At 71.6% G+C, this 22,893-nt stretch carries 22 protein-coding genes; 10 read left to right on the top strand and 12 right to left on the bottom strand.

The genetic code is table 11. The features are described from left to right. Positions 1 to 116: 116 nt before the first annotated feature. The gene (locus B7R87_RS28275) at positions 117 to 938 is read right to left on the bottom strand and encodes an inositol monophosphatase family protein (RefSeq protein WP_006345600.1); all 822 of its coding nucleotides are present in this window, start codon (positions 936 to 938) and stop codon (positions 117 to 119) included. 123 nt (positions 939 to 1,061) lie between these two features. Here B7R87_RS28275 and B7R87_RS28270 point away from each other — a divergent pair, with 123 nt between their 5' ends. The 4 genes from B7R87_RS28270 (at position 1,062) to B7R87_RS28255 (ending at position 4,961) form a co-directional block, all read left to right on the top strand. Further along, complete coding sequence (locus tag B7R87_RS28270) at positions 1,062 to 1,892, top strand: TIGR02569 family protein (protein ID WP_006345601.1); 831 nt, start codon at positions 1,062 to 1,064, stop codon at positions 1,890 to 1,892. Between the two features lie 123 nt (positions 1,893 to 2,015). After that, on the top strand, positions 2,016 to 3,080 hold the full coding sequence (locus B7R87_RS28265; protein WP_006345602.1) for a lipoyl protein ligase domain-containing protein: 1,065 nt from the start codon (positions 2,016 to 2,018) through the stop codon (positions 3,078 to 3,080). Between the two features lie 95 nt (positions 3,081 to 3,175). Continuing rightward, complete coding sequence (locus B7R87_RS28260) at positions 3,176 to 4,630, top strand: pyridoxal phosphate-dependent decarboxylase family protein (protein WP_006345603.1); 1,455 nt, start codon at positions 3,176 to 3,178, stop codon at positions 4,628 to 4,630. A gap of 157 nt (positions 4,631 to 4,787) precedes the next feature. Beyond that, positions 4,788 to 4,961, top strand: a complete 174-nt coding sequence (locus B7R87_RS28255; protein ID WP_006345604.1) for a CsbD family protein — start codon at positions 4,788 to 4,790, stop codon at positions 4,959 to 4,961. A gap of 29 nt (positions 4,962 to 4,990) precedes the next feature. Here the strand turns inward: B7R87_RS28255 and B7R87_RS28250 are convergent, their stop codons facing one another. Beyond that, positions 4,991 to 6,094: an AI-2E family transporter gene (locus B7R87_RS28250; protein ID WP_006345605.1), complete on the bottom strand. Its 1,104-nt coding sequence runs from the start codon at positions 6,092 to 6,094 to the stop codon at positions 4,991 to 4,993. A 167-nt stretch (positions 6,095 to 6,261) separates the two neighbouring features. Between B7R87_RS28250 and B7R87_RS28245 the strand changes: the two genes are divergently transcribed. From B7R87_RS28245 to B7R87_RS28225, 5 genes are all read left to right on the top strand, one after another. After that, positions 6,262 to 7,368, top strand: a complete 1,107-nt coding sequence (locus B7R87_RS28245) for an NAD-dependent epimerase/dehydratase family protein (RefSeq protein WP_006345606.1) — start codon at positions 6,262 to 6,264, stop codon at positions 7,366 to 7,368. Between the two features lie 44 nt (positions 7,369 to 7,412). Then, positions 7,413 to 8,114 carry a glycosyltransferase family 2 protein gene (locus tag B7R87_RS28240; protein ID WP_006345607.1) on the top strand — a complete coding sequence of 234 codons (702 nt, stop codon included), beginning with the start codon at positions 7,413 to 7,415 and terminating at the stop codon, positions 8,112 to 8,114. Beyond that, positions 8,111 to 8,749 (top strand): TIGR04282 family arsenosugar biosynthesis glycosyltransferase, encoded by a 639-nt coding sequence (locus tag B7R87_RS28235; protein WP_006345608.1) that lies wholly within the window; start codon positions 8,111 to 8,113, stop codon positions 8,747 to 8,749. The genes B7R87_RS28240 and B7R87_RS28235 overlap by 4 nt, the downstream gene beginning before the upstream one ends. Before the next feature lie 103 nt (positions 8,750 to 8,852). Beyond that, the gene (locus tag B7R87_RS28230) at positions 8,853 to 10,295 is read left to right on the top strand and encodes a glycosyltransferase family 87 protein (RefSeq protein ID WP_006345609.1); all 1,443 of its coding nucleotides are present in this window, start codon (positions 8,853 to 8,855) and stop codon (positions 10,293 to 10,295) included. A gap of 180 nt (positions 10,296 to 10,475) precedes the next feature. Next, positions 10,476 to 11,120 (top strand): class I SAM-dependent methyltransferase, encoded by a 645-nt coding sequence (locus tag B7R87_RS28225; RefSeq protein ID WP_006345610.1) that lies wholly within the window; start codon positions 10,476 to 10,478, stop codon positions 11,118 to 11,120. A 25-nt stretch (positions 11,121 to 11,145) separates the two neighbouring features. Here the strand turns inward: B7R87_RS28225 and B7R87_RS28220 are convergent, their stop codons facing one another. The 3 genes from B7R87_RS28220 to B7R87_RS28210 all read right to left on the bottom strand — a co-directional run bounded on the left by B7R87_RS28220 (position 11,146) and on the right by B7R87_RS28210 (position 13,577). Then, positions 11,146 to 11,631 carry a hypothetical protein gene (locus B7R87_RS28220; RefSeq protein ID WP_006345611.1) on the bottom strand — a complete coding sequence of 162 codons (486 nt, stop codon included), beginning with the start codon at positions 11,629 to 11,631 and terminating at the stop codon, positions 11,146 to 11,148. Continuing rightward, positions 11,628 to 12,893 (bottom strand): molybdopterin-dependent oxidoreductase, encoded by a 1,266-nt coding sequence (locus tag B7R87_RS28215; protein ID WP_006345612.1) that lies wholly within the window; start codon positions 12,891 to 12,893, stop codon positions 11,628 to 11,630. The genes B7R87_RS28220 and B7R87_RS28215 overlap by 4 nt, the downstream gene beginning before the upstream one ends. 300 nt (positions 12,894 to 13,193) lie before the next feature. Further along, positions 13,194 to 13,577, bottom strand: a complete 384-nt coding sequence (locus B7R87_RS28210) for a hypothetical protein (protein ID WP_006345613.1) — start codon at positions 13,575 to 13,577, stop codon at positions 13,194 to 13,196. A 216-nt stretch (positions 13,578 to 13,793) separates the two neighbouring features. Here B7R87_RS28210 and B7R87_RS28205 point away from each other — a divergent pair, with 216 nt between their 5' ends. After that, positions 13,794 to 14,843 carry a methyltransferase gene (locus B7R87_RS28205; RefSeq protein WP_006345614.1) on the top strand — a complete coding sequence of 350 codons (1,050 nt, stop codon included), beginning with the start codon at positions 13,794 to 13,796 and terminating at the stop codon, positions 14,841 to 14,843. A 260-nt stretch (positions 14,844 to 15,103) separates the two neighbouring features. Here the strand turns inward: B7R87_RS28205 and B7R87_RS28200 are convergent, their stop codons facing one another. The 7 genes from B7R87_RS28200 to B7R87_RS28170 form a co-directional block, all read right to left on the bottom strand. Then, positions 15,104 to 16,966 (bottom strand): endonuclease/exonuclease/phosphatase family protein, encoded by a 1,863-nt coding sequence (locus B7R87_RS28200; RefSeq protein WP_157997810.1) that lies wholly within the window; start codon positions 16,964 to 16,966, stop codon positions 15,104 to 15,106. A gap of 39 nt (positions 16,967 to 17,005) precedes the next feature. After that, positions 17,006 to 17,317, bottom strand: a complete 312-nt coding sequence (locus B7R87_RS28195; protein ID WP_006345616.1) for a hypothetical protein — start codon at positions 17,315 to 17,317, stop codon at positions 17,006 to 17,008. A 115-nt stretch (positions 17,318 to 17,432) separates the two neighbouring features. Next, positions 17,433 to 18,011, bottom strand: a complete 579-nt coding sequence (locus tag B7R87_RS28190; RefSeq protein WP_006345617.1) for a DUF4240 domain-containing protein — start codon at positions 18,009 to 18,011, stop codon at positions 17,433 to 17,435. A 60-nt stretch (positions 18,012 to 18,071) separates the two neighbouring features. After that, the gene (locus B7R87_RS28185; RefSeq protein ID WP_006345618.1) at positions 18,072 to 18,950 is read right to left on the bottom strand and encodes an aldo/keto reductase; all 879 of its coding nucleotides are present in this window, start codon (positions 18,948 to 18,950) and stop codon (positions 18,072 to 18,074) included. Positions 18,951 to 19,040: 90 nt separating this feature from the next. After that, on the bottom strand, positions 19,041 to 20,042 hold the full coding sequence (locus B7R87_RS28180) for a TIGR03842 family LLM class F420-dependent oxidoreductase (protein ID WP_006345619.1): 1,002 nt from the start codon (positions 20,040 to 20,042) through the stop codon (positions 19,041 to 19,043). Positions 20,043 to 20,069: 27 nt separating this feature from the next. Beyond that, positions 20,070 to 21,473 carry a dihydropyrimidinase gene (gene hydA, locus B7R87_RS28175; RefSeq protein ID WP_006345620.1) on the bottom strand — a complete coding sequence of 468 codons (1,404 nt, stop codon included), beginning with the start codon at positions 21,471 to 21,473 and terminating at the stop codon, positions 20,070 to 20,072. Between the two features lie 89 nt (positions 21,474 to 21,562). Next, positions 21,563 to 22,870: an aspartate aminotransferase family protein gene (locus tag B7R87_RS28170; protein WP_045852780.1), complete on the bottom strand. Its 1,308-nt coding sequence runs from the start codon at positions 22,868 to 22,870 to the stop codon at positions 21,563 to 21,565. Positions 22,871 to 22,893 lie beyond the last annotated feature (23 nt).

Here is a 22,893-nt window from a genome sequence, read left to right as displayed (position 1 = left end):
GGGGCGTACCTCATACGTACGAGGGCCCCTGGCTTCCCCCCGGGGCCGGGAGCGCCGCAGGCCGCGGCGCCACATCCCACGGACGCCCCCGCGCCCCCGCGGCCGGTGTCAGGCGGTCAGGACTTCAGCGCCTGCAGGACGCGGCGGGCCGTGGCCATGTCACGGGCCACCGTGAACGGGAGCGCGTTCCCGCCGCCGATCCGGAACGGCACACCGGCCGACGTCAGGTGCGCGCCGCCCGCCTCGGTCACCAGCAGGAGCCCGGCCGCATGGTCCCAGGCGGCCTCCCAGGAGAAGGCGACCGCGTCCAGCGTGCCGCGCGCCAGGTCGAGGTACTCCATCCCGGCCGCGCCGCAGGGGTTCGGGTTGATACCGGGGATCCGAAGGCCCAGCAGCGCGCGCTTCTGGGCGTCCGTCGTGTAGTCGGGGTGGGAGGTGGCGACTCGGAGCACCGCGTCCGGCGCGGGCGATCCGGCGTGCAGCGGGACCCCGTCGAGGCGGGCGCCGCCGCCGCGGACGGCGACGGCGAGTTCGTCGCGGGCCGGGGCGTACGTCCAGGAGGCGAGCAGCTCGCCGTGGTGGGCGAGGGCGACCAGCGTGCAGAAGCGGTCGTCGCCGCGGACGAACTGGCGGGTGCCGTCGACCGGGTCGACGATCCACACCGGCGCGTCGCCGTTGACGGCGTCGTACACGGCCGGGTCGGCGTGCACGGCCTCCTCGCCGACGACGACCGAGCCGGGCAGCAGCGCGGTCAGGGCCGCGGTCAGATGCTCTTCGGCGAGCCGGTCCGCGGCGGTGACCAGGTCGTGCGGTCCGCTCTTCTCGACGACCTCGTCCGCGGCCAGCTGCCGGAACCTCGGCATGATCTCCGCGGCCGCGGCCTTGCGGACCGCCTCCTCGACATCGGACAGGTCCCCTTGGAGAAAGTCTTCGATCATATGTCCAGCTAAGCACGGATGCGCGGGCTTCCGGAGCGCGGCCCGGGCCTGGGCACCGGGAGTTCATCGCGTCCCGGTGAAATGTTCCCCGTACGGGGCGAATCGCCCCTACGCTGCGGTGACATGGACCACAACTCCGCTCCTCCGGCCGCCGTTCTCGCCGCCTTCGGGGCGACCGAGCCGGCGGAACCCCTGTCCGGCGGTCAGGGCACGGCCTGGCGCTGCGGCGCCCTGGTGCTCAAGCCCGTGGCGCTGGCGTCCGAGACGCCCTGGCGCGCGGGCGTGCTCTGTCATCTGCCGGAGGGCGACGGCTTCCGGGTGGCCCGCCCGGTTCCGGCGGCCGACGGATCCTGGTCGTCGGGCGGCTGGGAGGCCTCGCGGTGGCTGCCGGGTGCCGCCGATCCGTACCGGCCGGACGAGGTGATCCGGGCCGGTGCGGCGTTCCACGCCGCGGTGGCGGGGCTGCCCCGGCCGCGGTTCCTGGACGTACGGGACGACCCGTGGGCCCGGGCGGACCGGCTGGCCTTCGGCGAGAGCGAGGGCGAAGGTGACACCGGCGCGGCCGGGAGCGCCGAGGGGCCGGGGTCGGTCCTGCTGAAGCCGCTGCTGGCGGAGCGCCGGCCGGTGTCGGCACCCTCGCAGTTGGTGCACGGGGATCTGCTGGGCAATGTCCTGTTCGCGCCGGACGCGCCCCCCGCGGTGATCGACTGGGCCCTGTACTGGCGGCCGGAGGCCTGGGCGGCCGCGGTCGTCGCGGTGGACGCGGTCTGCTGGTGGGAGGCGGGCGCGCCACTGCTGGAGCGCTGGTCGGGGCTGCCGGAGTGGCGGCAGATGCTGCTGCGGGCGCTGGTGTTCCGGATCGCCGCGCATACCGAGCCGCTGAGCGGCGCGCAGGAGGGCGCCTACGCAAGGGCCGCCGATCTGGTGCTGGCGGCGGCCGAGGGGCGCGGGTAGCGGCCCTCCGGGGAACAACCCCTTCCGTGCGGCGGTTGTGCCGAGCAGACGCTCCGCGAGCCCGGTGTTCCGCAAGCGGACGCGTCGTGAGCAGGCGTTGCGTGAGCAGGCGGAGGGTGTGCGGTGCACGGAGAGTACAAGGTCCCGGGCGGCAAGCTGGTGGTCGTCGATCTGGACGTGGCGGACGGCAGACTGAAGGACGTCCGGGTCAGCGGTGACTTCTTCCTGGAGCCGGACGATGCCATCGCCGGGATCGACGCGGCCCTGGAGGGAGCCCCGGCGGATACCGACACCGCGGGGCTGCGGGCCCGGATCGACGCGGCGCTGCCCGCGTCCGCCGTGCTGTTCGGCTTCACCCCGGAGTCCGTGGCCGTCGCCGTGCGCAGGGCGCTCGCCCAGGCCACGGACTGGCGCGACTACGACTGGCAGCTGATCCACGAGCCCCCGCAGCCGCCCGCCCTGCACATGGCCCTGGACGAAGTGATCACGGCCGAGGTGGCGGCCGGGCACCGGCCGCCGACCCTCCGGGTCTGGCAGTGGGACTCCCCCGCCGTGATCATCGGCAGCTTCCAGTCGCTGCGCAACGAGGTCGACCCGGAGGGCGCGGCCCGGCACGGAGTGACCGTGGTCCGGCGGATCTCCGGCGGCGGCGCGATGTTCGCGGAGCCGCACAGCACCATCACGTACTCCCTCTCGGTGCCGGAGGCACTGGTCTCCGGGCTGTCCTTCGCCGATTCGTACGCGTATCTGGACGACTGGGTCCTCGGGGCGCTCGGGGACATGGGCATCCGGGCCTGGTACCAGCCGCTGAACGACATCGCGACCGAGATCGGGAAGGTGGCCGGGGCCGCGCAGAAGCGGATGGTCGGCCCCGACGGCGGCCCGGGCGCGGTCCTGCACCATGTGACGATGGCGTACGACATCGACGCCGACAAGATGACCGAGGTGCTGCGCATCGGCCGGGAGAAGCTCTCCGACAAGGGCACCAAGAGCGCGAAGAAGCGCGTCGACCCGCTGCGGCGGCAGACCGGACTGCCGCGTGACACGGTCATCGAGCGGATGATCGACTCCTTCCGCGGACGGTACGGGCTGACGACGGGCAAGGTCACGGACGAGGAGCTGGCCCGGGCGCGGGAGCTGGTGCGGACGAAGTTCGCCTCGGAGGAGTGGACGGCCCGCGTCCCCTGATCCGCGAGCCGGTGCCGCGGGCCGCCGGGCACCGGCGCAGCGCTCCGTCCGAAAACCGCCAGCCGGACCGGTGCCCGTCCGATTAGCGTCCGGCCATGAGCGAAGAACTCGGTTCCCATGACGGTGCCGCCGCCCCGTACGAGACCGGTCTCGACCTCGATGCCGACGGCCGGGCGCAGGCATGGCGCACGCTGGAACGGATCGTCGAGGAACAACTGGCGTCGGCCTCCAACCGGGAGGCCGGCCCCGGTGAGGCGACACCGGCGGAGATCCGCGAGCGGCTGAAACGGTACGGATTCGGCACCCCCGGTGAGCTGGGGCAGGTCCTGGACGATGTCACGGCCATGCTGCGGGACTGGACCCTGCCCACCTCGTCCCCCACCTACTTCGGCCTCTTCAACCCGGCTCCGGCGTTCGCCGGGGTCGTCGGCGAGGCGCTGGCCGCGGCGGTCAACCCCCAGCTCGCGGTCTGGAGCCATGCGCCCGCCGCCGTCGAGATCGAACGCCATCTGCTGCGGTTCATGGGCGAAGCGCTGGGCCTGCCGCCCGGCGAGATCGCGGGCTCCTTCACCAGCGGCGGCGCCGAGGCGAACCATACGGCGGTGCTCCTCGCCATGACCCGGGCCTTCCCCGCGTACCCGGACCACGGCATCCGCGCCCTGCCGGGGCAGCCCGTCATGTACGCCTCCGAGGACAGCCATCTGGCCTGGCTGAAGATCGCCCACAGTTGCGGTCTCGGGCGGGAGGCCGTCCGTCTCGTCCCCGTCACCCCCGCGCTCACGATGGACACCGCCGCCCTGCGCGCCGCGATCGACGGGGACCGCGCCGCGGGCCGGGTTCCGTTCCTGGTGGTGGCCACCGCGGGCACCACCGGTACCGGCGCCGTCGATCCGCTGCCCGATATCGCCGCCGTCTGCGCCGACCGGGGGCTGCACCTGCACGTCGACGCCGCCTGGGCGGGCGCCGTCGCCCTGTCGCCCCGGCTGGCCCCGCTGCTCGCGGGCATCGAGCGCGCCGACTCCGTCACCGTCGACGCCCACAAGTGGTTCTCGGTCCCGATGGGAGCGGGCATGTTCCTGTGCAGACACCGGGCGGAACTGCACGGGACGTTCCGGGTCGACACCGCCTATATGCCCGCCGCCACCGATCTTGCGGAAGACCCCTACACGTACTCACTCCAGTGGTCACGCCGGTTCACCGGTCTGAAGCTCTTCCTCACCCTCGCCGTCCTGGGCCGCGACGGCTACGCACGCCAGTTCGAACACGATGTCCGGCTGGGAGCCCGGCTCCGCCGCGGGCTCACCCGCGACGGCTGGCAAATCGTCAATGCCACCGAGCTGCCGGTCGTCTGCTTCCGCCCTCCGGCGGAGGCGGCCGGTTCACCGGTCTCCGAGATAGCCGCCCGGCTCACCGCGGGCGGACGTGCCTGGATCTCCACCACCCGGGTCCTGGGCGAACCGGCCCTCCGCGCCTGCATCACGAACCACCGGACCACCCCGTCGGACATCGACACCCTCCTGCACGAACTCCGTAGCGCTCTGCACCCCTGACGGAGGGCGCGTCCGGCCCGTCCCGCGGGCAGCGGCTGTTCACCGTCGGCTACGGGGGGCAGCGCTCCGTGGCCCGTTTACCGCGGGAACCGCCGGGCACCCGGCAGACATCGGCGCCGTACCCGGACGGCGCCCGGCTCAGGAAGGTGTGACTTCGATGGCCCACCACGACAAGGCCAAGGGAAAGGCCCAGGAGCTCAAGGGCAAGGTCCAGAAGCAGGCCGGCCGGGCGGTCGGCAATGACGAGCAGGCGGCGAAAGGCCGGGCCAAGGAGGCCGAGGGCAACGCCCGGCAGGCCAAGGAGAAGGCCAAGGACGTCTTCCGCGGCTGACACCCCGCACCGGCCCCGGTACGGAACCTTCAGGGGGTTTCGCTGCTGCCGGGGTCCTCGGGGGTGCCCTTCAGCGTCAGCCGTACCGACCAGAGCACGGCGATCAGGGGCACCGCCACCACCGCACCGATCACACCCGCCGTGACGGCGCCGCCGATCACGGCGAGCGCCACCACGACGGGGTGGAGGCGGACCGCCCAGCTCATCAGCAGGGGGTGCAGGAGGTGGCCTTCGATCTGGCCGATGACGACGATGAGCACCAGTACGAGACCTGCCACCAGCGGTCCCTTGGACGCCAGCGCGACCAGGACGGCGACGGACAGGGCGATGGGCGACCCGATCAGCGGGACGAACGCGGCGAAGAACTCCAGCAGTGCCAGCGGTAGCGCCAAGGGCACGCCGAGCAGGGTCAGCGCGATACCCACGAGGACCGCGTTGGTCAGCGCGACGAGCAGCACGCCGTGGGTGTATCCGGTGAAGGTCCGCCAGGCCGCTCGTCCCGCCGCTGCGGTACGGCCGCGGAACCGCTGCGGCAACTCCGTACAGAACCAGGCCCAGTAGCGCTCGCCGGAGTGGATGAAGAAGACGGAGCAGAAGACGGCGAGGGCGAAGACGGTGAACAGCTCGACCACGCGCCCGGCGCCGCTGAGTGCGGTGCTCAGGATCTCGGAGCGGTGGGCGGAGAGCACGTCGCCTAGCTGGGACCGGAAGTCGTTCAGGGTGTGGTGCGGGAGCCGGAAGGGCGGCCCCTCCAGCAGGTTCGTGATCCGGTCGAAGCCGCTGCGGAACTCCCGCGACAGGGTGCCGGTCTGCCCGGCGACGGTCTCACCGATCAGCGCGAGCACACCGAGGACGAGGACGATGGCGCCGGTCACCGTCAGCCCGACCGCGAGAGCGCGGGGCAGCCTCCGGGCCAGCAGCCCGGCGGTCGGCCGGAGCACCGCCGTGGCCACCAGGGCCAGGAAGACGGCGAGGGCGAGTTGGTGGACGCGGCCGAGGAGGGAGAACACCCCGTAGACGACGAGGGCCACCACCGCGACGCGCCAGGCATAGGCGGCGGCGACCCGCAGTCCTTCGGGGACGGCCGGGCGGGGGGCCGGAACGGGCGGTGGTGGTTCGGCTGGGCGGGGCATCCCCGTAGCTGTTACCACCACAGGACCGGGCGGCCACGCGGGTGCCGCCCGGTTCACCCGCAGGTACTCCCCCTGTCCGCCGACCGGTGCACCCGGGGATCACGCGGGTCAGGAGACACCGTGCCGCCTGCGCCGCACCGGCATTCCCGCGGCTTAGGGTCCTCCGTATGCGTGTACTGGTCACCGGAGGCGCGGGTTTCATCGGCTCGCACATCGTGGCGGAGCTGGCCGCCCGTGGTCACGAGACGGTGGTGCTGGATGCCCTGTTGCCGTCGGCGCACGGGGCATCCCCGTCGGCGGGCGCGTCGGCGGGTGCGTCGGCGGGTGCGTCGGCGGGTGCGGAGCTGGTCCATGCGGATGTACGGGATCGGGGCGCGCTGGCCGAGGCGCTGCGCGGGGTCGATGCGGTGAGTCATCAGGCGGCCATGGTGGGGCTGGGCACGGGGTTCTCCGACGCGCCGGACTATGTCGGCTGCAACGACCTGGGCACGGCTGTGCTGTTGGCGGCGATGGCCGATGCGGGCGTCCGCGATCTGGTGCTGGCCGGGTCGATGGTGGTGTACGGGGAGGGGCGGTACGACTGCCCCCGGCACGGCTGGGTCCGGCCCGGTCCGCGCACGGCGGCGGACCTGGAGGCGGGCCGCTTCGAACCCCGCTGCCCGGAGTGCGGTGCGGACCTGGCCCCCGGGCTGGTGGGCGAGGACGCGCCGGCCGATCCGCGCAATGTGTACGCCACGACGAAGCTGGCCCAGGAGCATCTGGCCGCCGCGTGGGCGCGGGCGACCGGTGGGCGGTCCGTCTCCCTCCGGTATCACAATGTGTACGGGCCGGGGATGCCCCGGGACACCCCGTACGCGGGGGTGGCGTCGTTCTTCCGTTCGGCGCTGGCCCGCGGTGAGGCGCCGCGGGTCTTCGAGGACGGCGGGCAGCGGCGGGACTTCGTCCATGTCCGGGATGTGGCCGCCGCGGGTGCGGTCGCGCTGGAGGCCCTGTCCGGCCGGGAGCCGGGGGCCCTCGCCGTCTTCAACACCGGCAGCGGGGAGCCGCACACCGTCGGGGAGATGGCACACGCCCTGGCCCGTGCCCACGGTGGCCCCGAGCCGGTGGTCACCGGAGAGTTCCGGCTGGGCGACGTCCGGCACATCACGGCCTCCTCGCGCAGGCTGACCGACGAGCTGGGGTGGCGGGCGCGGATCGGGTTCACCGACGGGATGACGGAGTTCGCGCACAGCGGCCTCCGGACGCCGGGCGGCGGGACACCGCGGGACTCGTAGCAACAATGCCGGGAATCCTCACGACGGCTCTCTAGGGTGGGCGAGTGCCCGAGCCCAGCCCCGCGGCGGTGGATGTCGTCCTCCCCTGTCTGAACGAAGCAGCCGCGCTGCCCTGGGTGCTGGCGCGGATCCCGCCGCACTGGCGGGCCATCGTCGTCGACAACGGTTCCTCGGACGGTTCCGCGGACATCGCCGGAGCCCATGGCGCGACCGTGGTGCACGAGCCCCGCCGGGGTTTCGGCGCCGCCTGCCACACGGGGCTCCGCGCGGCCACCGCCGACATCGTCTGCTTCTGCGACTGCGACGCCTCCCTCGATCCGGGGCTGCTGCCCGCGCTGGTACGTGAGGTGGCACTCGGGCGAGCCGAGCTGGCGCTCGGGCGGCGGCGCCCGACCGGCCCGGGCGTCTGGCCCGTTCACGCCCGGGTGGGGAATCTTGCGCTCTCCCGGATGGTGCGGAGCCGTACGGGGCTCCGGCTGCGCGATCTCGGGCCGATGCGCGCCGCGCGCCGGGAAGCCCTGCTCGGTCTGGGGCTGACCGACCGGCGCAGTGGCTATCCGCTGGAGATGGTGGTCCGCGCCGCGGACGCGGGCTGGCGGGTGCGGGAGACGGATGTGCCCTATCTCCCCCGGGCGGGCAGGTCGAAGGTCACCGGGACCTGGCGGGGTACCTGGCAGGCAGTACGGGACATGCGGGCGGTGCTCGCCCTGCAACCGCCGGTCCCCGACCGCCGGAACGTCCCGTGACCACACTTCTGGTGATCGCCAAGGCACCTGTTCCGGGCCGGGTGAAGACCCGGCTCACCCCGCCCTACTCCCCCGGTCAGGCGGCGCTGCTCGCCGAAGCGGCTCTCGCCGACTCGCTGGCCGCGGTGGCGGATGCCCCGGTACGGCGCCGGGTCCTCGTCCTCGACGGGACGCCCGGCGGCTGGCTTCCGCACGGTTTCGAGGTGGTGGCGCAGTGCGCCGGGTCGCTGGACGTCCGGCTGGCCGCCGCTTTCGCGCTCTGTGCCGGACCGGCCGTACTGATCGGCATGGACACCCCTCAGGTCACCCCCGCTCTGCTCGCCCCGGTTCTCGCCGGGAACGCCTGGCACGGCTGCGACGCATGGTTCGGGCCGGCGGTGGACGGCGGATTCTGGGCGCTGGGGTTCGCCGTACCGAAGCCCGAGTTGGTACGCGGAGTGCCGATGTCCCGGCCGGACACGGGCGCGCTGCAGCGAAAGCGGCTCGTCGACGCCGGGCTCACCGTGCGTGATCTGCGGGTGCTGCGGGATGTCGACACGGCGGAGGACGCGCTCGCGGTGGCCGGCGAGGCGCCGCACACCCGGTTCGCCAGGGCCCTGGCCCGCCTGCCGCTCGGCGGAGGTGACGCCCCGTGAGGGGGACCCGGGCCGCCGGAGGCGTACCGCCGTGGCCACCACCGACGGCAGCCCGGGAGCAGCACCCGGCCGACGGGGCTTCCTTCCCGCACGGGCAGGGCCCGTGACCGTGACACCGGTCGTCCGTACGGGTCTGTTTCTCACCGCGCTGGTCACTCTCCTGGTCCTGACCGTCCGCTCCGACGGCTACTACAGCGATCCGGCGGGCCTGTTCTGCTGGTACGCGGTGTGCTGGCTTCTCTTCGCCGCCGCCGTGTGGTCACTCCGCCGGGTGTCCGCCCGGCATACGGCAGCCTTGGTGCTCCTCGGCGGTATCGCGGTGGCGGCCACCGGCTTGACGGCCGCACCGCGTACGAGCACCGACATGTTCCGTTACGCCTGGGACGGCCGGGTGCAGGCCGCCGGTATCTCCCCGTACGACCATGCCCCTCGCGATGCGGCACTGGTCCCGCTGCGCGACGGGTGGCTCTTCCCCTCCGGCACCGCGTGCACCGGCCCGGACACGACACGCGTCCCCGGCCCGGCCGGGCAGGTCCGCTGCACTCGGATCAACCGGCCCGGAGTGCCCACCATCTATCCGCCCGTGGCCGAGGGGTACTTCCTGCTGGTCCATTCCGTGTCGCCGGACGGTTCCCGGCACAAGCCGCTCCAGATGGGCGGTGCGCTGGTGTCGGTCGGGACCACGGTCGCCCTGCTCCTGGTACTGCGGCGGCGCGGTGATGTGCGGTGGGCCGCGTACTGGGCGTGGTGTCCCGCGGTCCCGGTCGAGGCGGTCAACAACGCTCACGTCGATGTGCTGGGGGCGCTGCTCGCCGTCGTGGCGCTGGGTGTCGTGGTCCGGCACCGGGCCCGGGGCGGGGCGCTCCTGGGCGCCGCCGTCGCGACGAAACTGCTTCCCGTGGTGGTGGTACCGGGCGCGTTGAGCGGGGTGCGGCGGGCCCGGGACGCGGCGGCCGTCCTGGTGCCCGCCGCAGTGGTGACCGCGCTGGTCTATCTGCCCTATGCGCTGGTGTCCCGGGGTTCGGTGCTCGGCTATCTCAGCGGCTATGCCGCCGAGGAGGGGTACGACGACACATCGTCCGCCAAGAACCGTTTCGCCCTGTTGCGTCTGGTTCTCCCGGACGACTGGGCGCTGCCTGTCCTGGCGGTGATTCTGGTGTCCGTGGTGGCGTGGGTGGTGCGGCGTGGTGATCCGGCCCGGCCGTGGAGCGGGGCTCTGCTGGTCACCGGCACCGTTTTTCTGCTGCTGACGCCGGGCTACTCCTGGTACGCCCTCCTGCTCGTCGCCCTGGTGGCTCTCGACGGCCGCTGGGAGTGGCTGACGGTCGCACTGGCGGGTGCGGCCAAATATGTGCTGGCCCCGGCGTTCGACGACGGGTACGCGGTGGGCACCACCGCCTATGCGATCGCGGCGGGCGCGGTCCTCGCGGGCTGGGCGGTCCGGCGCTCCGCTCCGGGCAGGTCCCGGGAACAGGCACCGCACCACGGCGAGGTCCGTGAATCCGGCGCCGACCGGCCGACCGAGCCCACCCGGCCGAACGGGTGAAAGCCCCAGATTCCTGAGGGGTCCTGAGAGCGGACGGCGAGATCCCACTCGAACAGCGCAGCCGACTTCGCCGGCCCGCCTCCCCGTGCGCACACTGGCCACGATGAGCCCTTCAGCCTCTTCCACACGGTATGTCGCACCGCTCGGGCAGACCCGCTGCCCACCGGCGCGGGGGCTGCCGTGACGGATCCCTGGACCGGATCCGCCTACGACTCCGCCCTGCTGGCCGGCCGGGGCCGGCTGTTCCTGCGCGGTGCGAACGGCTGGCTGCTGCCGTTGGAGCTCGACCGGTGGTGCGCCCGGGCGGACGCGTGCGACCTGGCCGTCCTGCGGCGCTGCGAAGGGCCGGTGCTGGACATCGGCTGCGGCGCCGGCCGGCTCGTGGAGGCGCTCACCGTACGCGGCCACCGCGCCCTGGGCATCGACGTCTGCGTCTCGGCCGTCGTATCCACGGTGCGGCGCGGGGGCCGGGCCCGCCTGGGGTCGGTCTTCGACTCACTCCCCGGCGAGGGGCAGTGGGGCACCGTCCTGCTGATCGACGGGAACATCGGGATCGGCGGCATCCCTTCCGTACTCCTGGAACGGACGCGCCAACTGGTCCGCCCCGGTGGCCGTCTGCTCGTCGAAACCGTCGCCGCCGATGTCGACGCCCGGCACCGCGTCCGCATCGACGACGGGCGCGGGAAGCGCGGCGCGGCATTCCCCTGGGCCAGCGTCGGACGCCGGGCGCTGCTCCGGTACGCGCGCACCGCGGGATGGACGGCCACGGAGCACTGGACCACACCCCGCGGACGTCACTTCTCCGCCCTGACGGCCCTTCCCTGAGTACGGATCCCGGACCGAGCGCGGGTCACTCCGGCCGCACCGGCCGCACCGACCGGCGCATCCTCAGCAGCAGGCAGAGCGCGGACACGGCGAACAGCCCGGCCGTGATCAGCAGCCATCGCCCCAGGAACACGTCGGCGGGCAGCCCTGTCACGGCCGTGTAGTGGGGCACCCGCCGCAGGATCAGCGGCCACCAGACGAGCAGCAGCAGCCCCGAAAGGAAGGCGGGCACCCGCAGATAGTTGACGCTCGGGCCACGGCGTACCGGGGCGTCGGAGCCACCGTCCTTCGGCACACGTCGGCACAGGCGCCGGGCGGCACGATCGGTGACGGAGTAGGCGGGCAGCAGGAGCAGATCATGGATGAGGGCGGCTCCGACGAACCAGATCAGTACGCCCACCGTGTCGCCTCGGAGCAGCCTCACCCCCGCGTACAGGGTCAGTGCGAAGGAAGCGAGAACCAGCAGCAGATGCAGCGGGGAAGCGCCGTAGCGGTCACGGAAGGCGCTCATACCGGCTCTCCGAAGGTGAGGCGGGTGACCCATTTGGTGTTGTGGACCCCGGGCGCACCGGGGACGATGATCCTGGCCGGATAGCCGTGGTCGGGCGAGAGCACCGCCCCGTTGACCCGCAGGGCGAGCAGTGAACGCCGGTCGCGGACCTGGTTGTCCCGGAGGACGGCCGAAGCGAACGCGCCTCCCCGCTGCACGGATTCCACCAGGACGTGCGGCGGGTCCGTCCCCAGTCCGACCAGCGCGGCCAGTTCGGCCAGCCGTACTCCTCGCCACAGTTGATCCGTTGTCGACCAGCCCTCCACACAGGCGATCGGGAGTGCGGATTCGTCCTGGGGCAGGGCGCGCAGTTCGTCGAGGGTGAGCACGGTCCGACGGCCGCCGCCGCTCACGGTCAGCCGCCATCCGGTTCCGATATCGCTGGTACGGATACCGAGGGAGGCGGCCGTCTTGTTGATCTGGAACCCGTTCGGCCCGGTCCCGGGGTTCCGGCCGTGCGGGGCGAGCACCGCCGTCCTGCGGAACCAGCCGCCCACGCTCTGCCCCGCCGTGACCACCAGCAGCACCCCGGACCCGGCGCCCACCAGCGCCACGGCACCACGGCGGGACAGGGTCGGCGCCGCCGGACGGGGCGACACGAGTGCGGCGGAGCGGTCACCGGCAGCGGCGGACCCGGCCCGGCCGTGCCGTACCGCACGCAGCGCTCTGGGCAGCCTGAAGGCCACATGGACCACGAAAGCGCCGATGAACACCCATGCGCCGTAGAAATGGAGGGTGTAGAACGAGCCCGGGAAGATGTAGTGGAGCTGCACGTTGAGGATTCCGGTGGCGAACTCGAACAGGGCGCCGCCGACCAGAAGGAGCAGTGACAGCCGCTCCACCGCATGGCTGAGCGAGCGCACCGGCGGCCAGGAGAACAGCAGGGGAATGACGGACCACAGCTTCGCCAGCAGCACCGGCACGAGCACGATCCCCAGGGTGACGTGGATGCCCTGGGTCAGCCGGTAGATCCAGTACGGCGAGGTCGGCCAGGGGAACAGATAGAAGCCGAGCAGCCCCTTGTCGGGCGTCTCGTCGTTGGTCCGGGCCAGGTCCGGGTTGTACGCGGCGTAGGACAGCAGCCCGGTCACGAACAGGACCGTCACACCGAAGAGCAGAATCAGCCCGAACACGGCCGTCAGCCACGGCCCCCGCAGCGGACTGCGCCAGAACTCCGGACGCGCCGGGCCCGGCGGCGGGCCTGCGGGGACGACCGACGCCATCAGCCGCCGTCCACGGCCCGGCTTCCGGGGCGGGACATCTGCCGGCTCGGAGCGATCCGTACCGTCCGACGGCACTCCTTGTCGCACAGCCGGCTCCTCGCCGGGTGCCGCGTCCTGCCCCGGGGATCCGGATCCCGGCTCCGAGGGGTCCTTCTCCTCCTCACTCCTGTCCACCGATACCCCTTCATCCGGCCCACACCGAACCGCCTCAGGCGGCGCCGACACATCTGGCCACGCTGACGCATGAGGGGGCTGCCCGAAGGCAGGCGTTCGGGCGCGCCCTGTCATCCGCCGGTGAAGTCACCCGTCCGGTCGGCCGCGTGGTGCTGCCGGGCCCGTGGTGCAGCGGACATAGGCGCGAAGCCCCTCCCGGGCCTCGTCCGATCCGGCAGGAGCCAGCAGCTTCAGTACCTCACACGCCCGCAAGGAGGAGTCCTCGTCCCCCGCCGGCTGGTACATGACCGGGGCCGGGGACAGCTCCAGGTCCCGGACCACCCGCGCCAGGTACAGAGACCGATCGTCGGTCCCGTCCCAGCGCCAGTCGTGGCGGATCCCGTCGTAGACGAACACAGCGGAATCCTGTGGGTCCTGGAGCGCGCGTACCGCGCCCAGGCCACGCCCTCGTTGCAGCAGGCCCTCGACGGAGTCGGGGTGGGCGTATGCCATCTCGTACTCATAGCTCATCACCCGGACCCCTGCCCGACTCGGGCCCCGCCCCGCCGGGCCGTATCGGGTGCCCCGGGGAGTTCGCGGCGGGTGGTGCGAACGCTGTGGGAGCCGGGCAACAACCAAGGGGTGACCGCCGTCGGGTGATCAGGGGCGGAGACCCGGGGGAAGCGGAAACGGACGACGGCCCACCGGACCGACGACATGACCACAGCTACGGAACGGAGTCCCGCCATGACCGCCGAAACCGCTGCCGCACCCTTCGATGCCGACCCGGACGGCATGCGGTCCGCGGCGCTTCTGATCGACCTCGCCGAGAGCTACCTCTTCCCGGCCGCCCTGCGGGCCGCGGCAGCGATCGGGGCAGCCGACCACCTCGCCGACGGCCCCCGGGACGTCGCCGCGCTGGCGAGGGCGACCCATGTCGACGCGGGCAGCCTCTACCGGGTGTTGCGGCTGCTCGCGACGCGCGGTCTCTTCGACGAGGTCGAGCACGGCACCTTCCGTCTGACCGTGGCCGGGGACGCGCTGCGCAGCGACGCCCCGGCCTCAGTTCGGGCCGCGATTCTGATGATCACCGGGCCGGAGATGTGGCTGCCGGCCGGGGAGCTGACACGGTGCGTCACCGAGGGCGGGTCGGTCTTCGAGTCCGTCTTCGGAAAGCCGTTCTTCGAACACTTCGCGCAGAACCCCGAGACCACCGCTCTCTTCGACGACGGGATGGCGGAGATCTCCCGTGCCGAGGACGGCCCCTCCGTCGCCGTGTGCTCGTTCGCGCCCGGCAGCACCGTGGTGGACGTGGGCGGTGGTCAGGGCGGTCTGCTGCGCGAGGTGCTCACGGCCCACCCGAACGTGCGCGGGGTGCTCTTCGACCGGCCGCACGTCCTGCCCGGCCACCGGCTCGACGTCCCGGCGACGAGCGGAAGGTGGGAGCTGGCGGCCGGCGACTTCTTCGAGTCCGTTCCTCCCGGCGCCGAGACGTACGTGCTCAAGCGCATCCTGCACGACTGGGAGGACGAGCAGTGCGTCACGATCCTGCGCAACTGCCGGGAGGCGATGGCGCCGGGCGGCCGGGTCCTCGTCGTGGACTCGGTGCTGCCGACCGGGAACACCCCTCACCAGGGGAAGGGCCTCGACCTGATGATGATGGCCTCCCTCGTCGGACAGGAACGGACGGAGGCGGAGTTCGAGGAACTCTTCCGCGCGGCAGGGCTGCACCTCACGCGCGTGATCCTCACGGAGACGGTGCCCTCGGTCGTCGAAGGGGTCGCCGCCGGCGACTGACCCGACGACGGCCCCCGGCACGCTCGGCCGACCTGGTGCCGTTTCATGTCCGTGTCTGCCTGGACGGGGGGCTGAACCGGGTCTTCGGCAACATGTGGTGAGAAACGCGCCGGTGGTCCGCTGAGAAGTCCCAGCTCACCGGCATGAGAATCAGCAGATCCAGCACGGCAGCCGATGGGCACGGAGCTTGTCGACGAAACGGCGGTAGGGCCGCCCGTTACGGCGGTTGCCGGCCACGGCAGCGGGTTCTGCAACACGCTTCAGAAGAGCGGTTCGGAGTCGGGGTAGCCGTTGCCGATTTTCACCCGGGGTTCGTATCCACCGGTTCCGTTGCCCCTGTAGAACCAGAGGTAGCCGTAGGTCTTGCCGGGGACCCGGTCGCGGGCCACCAGGTCCGGCTTGCCGTCTCCGTCGATGTCGCCCGGGGCGGCGAGGGCGTTGTAGATCTGCCAGCCGTGGCCGATTTGGACGGGTGGCCCGTAGGTGCCGACAGCGGTGCCCTTGTGAAGCCAGAGGTATCCGGCCGCGTCCATGCCGACGAGGTCGGGGGCGTTTGCCGTGTCGGCCGCGAAGTCGCCCGGGGCGACGAGCATGGTGTAGTCGCCCCAGGTGCGGCCGGGTGCGGGGCCGTCGAGCTTCACCGCGGTCTGCTGGGGGTACGTGCCGCCGACGGAGCCCGGGTAACGCCACAGGTCGCCGAGCGTGTCGCGGACGAGGAGGTCGGGGTATCCGTCCTGGTCGGTGTCACCCGGTGCGAGCAGCGCGCCCGCGGGATCGGCCGCTGCGGCGAATCCACTGCCTGCCGCTGTGCGGGTACTGCTGGAGTAGGTACCGGTGGCCGGGTCGGCCGGGTATCGCCACAGGGCGCCGGTCCCGTCCACCGCCAGCAGAGCGGAGCCCTGGCGGACGGTGCGCTTCATGCTGCTCCAGCCCGATCCGACTCTGCAGGCGGGGGCGATGGTGCCGTTGCTCCGGCCGGCATACCGGTCCAGGGCGCCGTTCGCGTCCACCCGGAAGACCGCTCCTGCCCCCGGGGCGGCGGGGACGCAGTCCGTCCATCTGGCCGCGCCGCGCAGGATCGCATGGTCGGAGATGTCCCGGTCCACCGGCAGCGCGTCGCCCAGGACACCGTCGAAGAACTGAGTGGAGAAGAAGATGTAGTCGATCTTCCGGTCGGCGGTGTCGTTGCCGCTCGGATCGGGTGCGACGGTGTCGTCCCTGGTCGGCTCGCCCGAGCGGCAGCGGGGCTTGCCGGCACACACGGACTGGAAGAACCCCGGGCTGTTGTCGGTCTCGTCGACCTCGGTCATCCGTCCGGTACCGAGGGTGTTGCTGTGGGCGCGGTCCGAGTAGAAGGGCCGGGTGCCGGTGTTCCACGGCTGGGTGTTGAAGTCACCGCCCAGGATCACGGGAACGCCCTCGTCCTGCCAGCGCTTCACCCGCTCGTAGAGCCTCACGGCCTCGGCATCGCGCAGGGCCTTCTCAGCCGGCACGCTCTCGCTGCCCCAGTAGAGGTGGACGGAACAGACCCAGGTGGACCGGTTCTGCACGAAGACCCTCATACAGGGACTGGTGATGTCCTCCGGCTCCAGCCTCGTGGGGTCGGGGCCCGTGGTGTAGCCGTTCAGGTCGAGGTCCACGACACCGTCGCGCTCGTCCACGACCGCCCGGCCGGGGTCGGTGTGCAGTGCCCCCTTCGCGAACACGGCCATCCCGTACGAGGACCGGCCGCGGCAGACGACGTGCCCGCCGACGGTCACCCCCTTCGGCACGGTCTCGACGTAGTGACCGGTGAATCCGGGAAGCCTCCCCGCGATGTCGTCGTACTGGTACTTGCAGATCTCCTGGAGGAAGACGACGTCCGCGTTCCACCCGGACTGCCCCTCCGCGGCCACGGTGGCCTCGCGCAGGCCCGTCTCCGGCAACGTTCCGTCCGGGCAGGCGTTGCCGCACAGGTTGTAGGTGGAGACCCTGATCGGCGGAGCGGTACCCGGATCCACGACATCACCGGCTGTCGCAACGGTCGCCGCGGTCGCCACGGCTGCGGGCGCCCCGACAGGGCACACCGCCGACATGAATACCAGGCTCCCTATCAGCGCCACTACGGACTTGAACCTTGTCACGGAACTCCCTGTCATTCCTTGCGGACGGCACCGACCCGCTCAAGCAGCAGACAGGTGCAGCTTGAACGGCGAACCGTTGGAGCCGGGCGTCCAGCCCTTCGACCGCGCGGCCCGAATGCCCGCGGCGACCTCCCTCGGCAGAACGACCTCGGTCGGCACCATGTCCGGGTTGAGGACGGCCGGCCGGCCCGTTTCCACGACGAGCGTCGTTCCGGGACGGGTCGCGTCCTCCGCCACATAGCCCACGGTGCTGCCTTCGTAGTCGCAGCACCAGTGTTTCCTGCTCACACGCCAGCGGTACTCGACGCCGTCGACGACGATGCGGCGGGAACCCTTCTTGGCCAGTGCCACGGTGCTGCCTTTCGGTCTTCGGCTGTCTGTCTGTCTGTCTGTCTGTCTGTCTGTCTGTCTGTCTGTCTGTCTGTCTGTCTGTCTGTGGGCAGTCTCCTTGCGCGGCGCACGCGTGTCACTGTGGTTTCTCCGGATCCTTTCCGAGGCAGAGCGCCGCGAGCCGGGGCAGCCGCCGACGCATCTCGCCGTCGTCCGCGAAATCCCACTTCTCACCCATGTCGGGCTCGACGTCCTCGCGCTTCGGCCGCGAGGCCTCCCGGGCCTCCTGCGCGTCGTAGTAGCTGTGCTCGACTCCGGTGACCCGGTCATAGGCGCCCAGCGCCGCGTAGTTGGCGTCCTCCTGGAGGAGCGCCTCCTCCAGGTCGTCGACGGATCCGGAGCCGACGACCAGCGGATGGCCGGCGAGGGAGTCCGGTGCTGCCGCCACCTGCTCGAACCACTCCCGGCCGAGGCTGATGAGGCCCGTGCGGAAGTCGATGAAGCCGTCGTCGGAGAACCAGCCGCCGATCAGGTAGGAGGCTGCCCATACGTCCCAGCGGTAGACGGATTCGCGGACCGTGTGGAAGCGCTCGTCGTAGTCGAGGATGCGTTCCAGCGGCAGTTCGGCCAGAACGTCGGTCAACGCCTTGTCGAAGGGCTTGTCCGTCGCCGCGCGCGCCGTCTCGATGACGGTCCAGAACTCGTCGGTATCCATGGCCGGGACTGTGCCAGACCCCACTGACAGGTCACCAACGGACCGGCGGCAGCGCCTTGGTCAGGGCTCCAGCGCGGTGTCGCCCAGTTCCTGATAGGCGGTGTCGTCGAGGGTGACCAGAGCGGCGCGGACGTTCTCCTCCAGGTGGGCCACCCGGGAAGTGCCGGGGATGGGCAGCACGACGGGAGAGCGGCGCAGCAGCCAGGCCAGGGCGAGCTGGGAGGGGCTCGCGCCGTAGGTCTTCACCAGTGCGTCGAGCGGGCCGCCCTCCCGGGCCAGACGTCCGGTGGCCATCGGGAACCAGGGAATGAAGCCGAGGTTCTCTCGTTCGGCGTAGTCCAGTACGTCCTCGGCACTGCGGTCAGCGAGGTTGTACAGGTTCTGTACGGAGACGATGTCCGCGATCGTGCGGGCTTCGACGATCTGCGGGACCGTCACTTCGGAGAGCCCGATATGGCGGATCTTGCCCTCCTGCTGGAGCAGGCGCAGCTCACCGATCTGATCGGCCAGCGGCACCTTGGGGTCGATGCGGTGCAGCTGGTAGAGGTCGATGCGCTCGACCCCCAGGTGGCGCAGGCTCAGTTCGGTCTGCTGTCGCAGGTATTCGGGCCGGCCCACGGGCTGCCAGCCGTCCGGGCCCGATCGTGTGAATCCGCCCTTCGTGGCGATGACCAGGTCCGCCGGGTAGGGGTGCAGTGCCTCATGGATGAGCTGTTCGCTGACGAAGGGGCCGTAGGAGTCGGCCGTGTCGATGAAGGTCACGCCCAGCTCGACGGCTCGGCGCAGTACGCGCACGGCTTCGCCGGGATCCTTCGGCGGACCCCAGACACCCGGTCCGGTGAGCTGCATCGCTCCGTATCCGAGCCGGTTGACGGGGAGGTCGCCGCCGATCCGGAAGCTTCCGGAGGCGTCCGCGGGACGGTGCTCCTGCTGGGACATGGTCTGCCTCTCGCTGCCGGATCGCCGTCCGGGAATGTCGGGGTCGTGCGGTCGCCGTTGGACCGCGCACGCTGGAAGGCCGAGACGGTATCAGCCGTTGACGGCCGGGATGATGTGTTCGCCGTAGGTGTCGATGAGGTCCTCCCGGGCGTCGTGCATGTTGTACACGGCGAACTGGTCGACACCGAGGTCGCGCAGGGCCTGGAGCTTGTCGATATGAGCTTCGGCGGGGCCCAGGAGGCAGAAGCGGTCGACGATCTCGTCCGGGACGAAATCGGTGGAGGGATTTCCGGCGCGGCCGTGGTGGCTGTAGTCGTAGCCGTGCCGGGCTTTGATGTACGAGGTGAGGGCCTCGGGCACCAGATCGGAGTGTTCGCCGTAGCGGGCCACCAGATCGGCCACATGGTTGCCGACCATGCCGCCGAACCACCGGCACTGGTCCCTGGCGTGTGCCAGATCGTCGCTGACGTACGCCGGGGCCGCCACGCAGATGGTGATGGCGTCCGGGTTCCGGCCGGCCGCCTCGGCCGCCTCCCGGACCGACCGGATCATCCACTCGGTGAGATACGGGTCGGCCAGCTGGAGGATGAACCCGTCCGCCTTCTGCCCGGTCAGGGCCAGTGCCTTCGGCCCGTACGCCGCCATCCAGACCGGGAGCCTGCCGTCCCTGATCCACGGGATGCGGATGGGATTGCCGTCGACGACCGCCTCACGGCCCTCGGCCAGATCACGGATGACGTCGATGGCCTCACCGAGCCGGGCCAGGGTGTTGGGCTTGCGCCCGGCGACGCGCATCGCCGAGTCACCGCGCCCGATTCCGCAGACCGTGCGGTTGCCGTACATATCGTTGAGGGTGGCGAACGTCGAAGCGGTGACCTCCCAGGTACGGGTGCCCGGATTGGTCACCATCGGGCCCACGACCAGCCTCTCCGTGGCGGCCAGGATCCGGCTGTGGATGACGAACGGCTCCTGCCACAGCACCGCCGAGTCGAAGGTCCAGCCGTAACGGAAGCCGTTGCGCTCGCCCCGTTCCATCAGGCTGACGACCCGGGACGCGGGCGGGTCGGTCTGCAATACCAGGCCGAAGTCCATGGGACGGCTCCTTGCTGCACGCGTTGCTTACAGGTACTGGCAGGTGGCGCGGGCGATGTACTGGCCGTGTCCGGCCCGGCCGGTGTAGGTGCGCCGGTCGATGACGACCTCGCCGCGCGAGAGCACGGTCTCCACCTGCCCGGTGATCCGCCTGCCCTCGTACACCGAGTAGTCCACGTTCATATGGTGCGTCTCGGCGGAGATCACCTGCTCGGCGTGCGGATCGTAGAGAACGATGTCCGCGTCGGCACCCGGTGCGATCGTGCCCTTGCGGGGGTAGAGGCCGAACATCCGGGCCGGGGCGGCGCAGGCGATCTCGATCCAGCGTCGCCGGCCGATATGCCCGTCGACGACGGCCTGGTGGAGCAGGTCCATCCGGTGCTCCACCCCCGGCAGCCCGTTGGGGATCTTCGAGAAGTCGCCGCGGCCCAGCTCCTTCTGGCCGGTGAAGCAGAACGGGCAGTGGTCGGTGGAGACGACCTGGAGGTCGTTGCCGCGCAGCCCGCGCCAGAGCGCCTCCTGATGGTTTGCAGGCCGCAGCGGGGTGGAGCACACGTACTTGGCACCCTCGAAGCCGGGCCGCGCCAGATCGTCGGTGGAGAGGAACAGATACTGCGGGCAGGTCTCGCCGAAGACGGGGAGACCGAGGTCCCGGGCGGCGGTCAGTTCGGCGACGGCCTCCTGCGCGGAGACGTGCACGACATAGAGCGGGGAACCCGCGACCCGGGCCAGCTGGATCGCCCGGTGGGTCGCCTCGGCCTCCAGCAGGGCCCTGCGGACCTCGCCGTGGTAGCGCGGATCGGAGTGCCCCGCGGCCAGTGCCTGCTCGACGAGGACGTCGATGGCGATCCCGTTCTCCGCGTGCATCATGATCAGCCCGCCGTTTCCGGCGGCGCGCTGCATGGCCCGGAGGATGCGTCCGTCGTCGCTGTAGAAGACGCCCGGGTAGGCCATGAAGAGCTTGAAGGAGGTGATGCCCTCCTCCACCAGCCGGTCCATCTCCTTCAGCGAGCGTTCGGTGACATCGGAGAGGATCATATGGAAGCCGTAGTCGATGGCGCAGTTGCCGTCGGCCTTGGCGTACCAGGCGTCGAGTCCCTCGCGCAGCGAGTGTCCGACGGACTGGACGGCGAAGTCGACGATGGTGGTCGTACCGCCCCAGGCGGCGGCGCGGGTGCCGGTTTCGAAGGTGTCGGAGGCGAAGGTGCCGCCGAAGGGCATCTCCATGTGGGTGTGGCCGTCGACTCCGCCGGGGACGACGTACTTTCCCCCGGCGTCGATGATCCGGTCCGCGGTCCAGGCTCCGGCGGCGTCGGAGCCGTGGGCGGCGAGTGCGGCGATCCGCCCGTCCTCGATCAGGACGTCGGCATGGGTCTCCTCGGCCGCGGTGATCACCAGTCCGCCGCGGATCAGGGTGCGGGTACTGCTCATGGCGGGAGCGCTCCCTCTCGTACAGGACGGGACGGGACAGGGCAAGATGGGGCGGGACGGGATGGGGTGGGTACGGGGGCGGGCAGGGGTCAGAGGGTGCGCAGGGCCCGTTCGAGGATCGCGGCGCCCTCCTCGGCCTCGGCTACGGTCAGGGTCAGCGGCGGAGCGATCCGCAGGGCGCTGGTGGAGTGGCCGCCGCCCTTGCCGATGAGCAGTCCGCCCGCCCGGGCCGCCTCCAGGACGGCCGTGGCCGCCGCGGGGTCCGCCTCGTCGCTGCCGGGCCGGACGATCTCGATGCCGATCATCAGTCCCCGGCCGCGGACCTCGCGGACCGCGGGCACTCCGGCGGCGATGGCGCGCAGCCGTTCGATGAGCAGTCCGCCGACCCGGCGCGCATTGCCTTGGAGATCGTGTTCCAGCAGGTAGGAGAGGTTGGCCAGACCTGCGGCCATGGTGACGGGCGAACCGCCGAAGGTGGAGATGGAGTTGGCGTCGATGGAGTTCATGATCTCGGCGCGGGCGACGACCCCGCCGACGGACATGCCGTTGGCGATGCCCTTGGCGAAGGTGACGATATCGGGCGGACCGTTGCGGTCGTGGGCCTGCCAGCCCCAGAAGTGGTCGCCGGTCCGGCCCCAGCCGGTCTGCACCTCGTCGGAGATCCACAGCACCCCGTGCCGGTCGAGGACCTCGCGGAACGCGGCGTACAGACCGTCGGGCGGGGAGGTGAATCCGCCGACGCCCTGGACGGGTTCCGCGATCAGGGCGGCAGGGGTACGGCCCTGCCCGATGAGGTCCTCCAGGTCCGCGACGCAGGCGGCGGTGAACTCCGCGTCCGTGAGGTGCGCGTACGGGCCTCGGGTGCGCACCCCGCCGTGCACGTACAGCGTCTGGAGCGGGGAGAGGCCGGTCGGGGACCAGGCCCTGTTGCCGGTGATGCCGACGGTCGAGAAGGAACGGCCGTGGTAGCTGTTGCGCATCGCCAGGATCTGGTTCGAGCCGCGGTGCGCGGTGGCCAGCAGCAGGGCGGTGTCGTTGGCCTCGGTGCCGGACGAGGTGAAGAAGACCCGGGCGTCGGGGATCCCGGACAGGGCCGCGATGCGTTCGGCCAGCTCGACCATGGGCCGGTTGAGGTAGAGGGTGGAGGAGTGGACGATCCGTCCGGCCTGCTCGGCGACGGCCTTGGTGACCTCGGGCAGGGCATGGGCGGTCATGGTGGTGAGGATGCCGCCGAAGAAGTCGAGGTACTTGTTGCCCGCGGTGTCCCAGACGTACCGGCCCTCGCCGTGGCTCAGTTCCAGGGGGTCGGCGTAGTAGAGGGCCAGCCAGTCGGGGAGCACGGCCCGGTGGCGGTCGTGGAGCGGGTTCGGGGCGGGGTGTGCCGGGTCCCGGTTCACCACGGGGTTCGCGGCGGGGTTCC

The sequence above is a fragment of the Streptomyces tsukubensis genome, from assembly GCF_003932715.1.
Lineage (GTDB): Bacteria > Actinomycetota > Actinomycetes > Streptomycetales > Streptomycetaceae > Streptomyces > Streptomyces tsukubensis.
The sequence above is the reverse complement of the archived record's forward strand: the minus strand, read 5'-3'. Positions and strand labels throughout refer to the sequence as shown.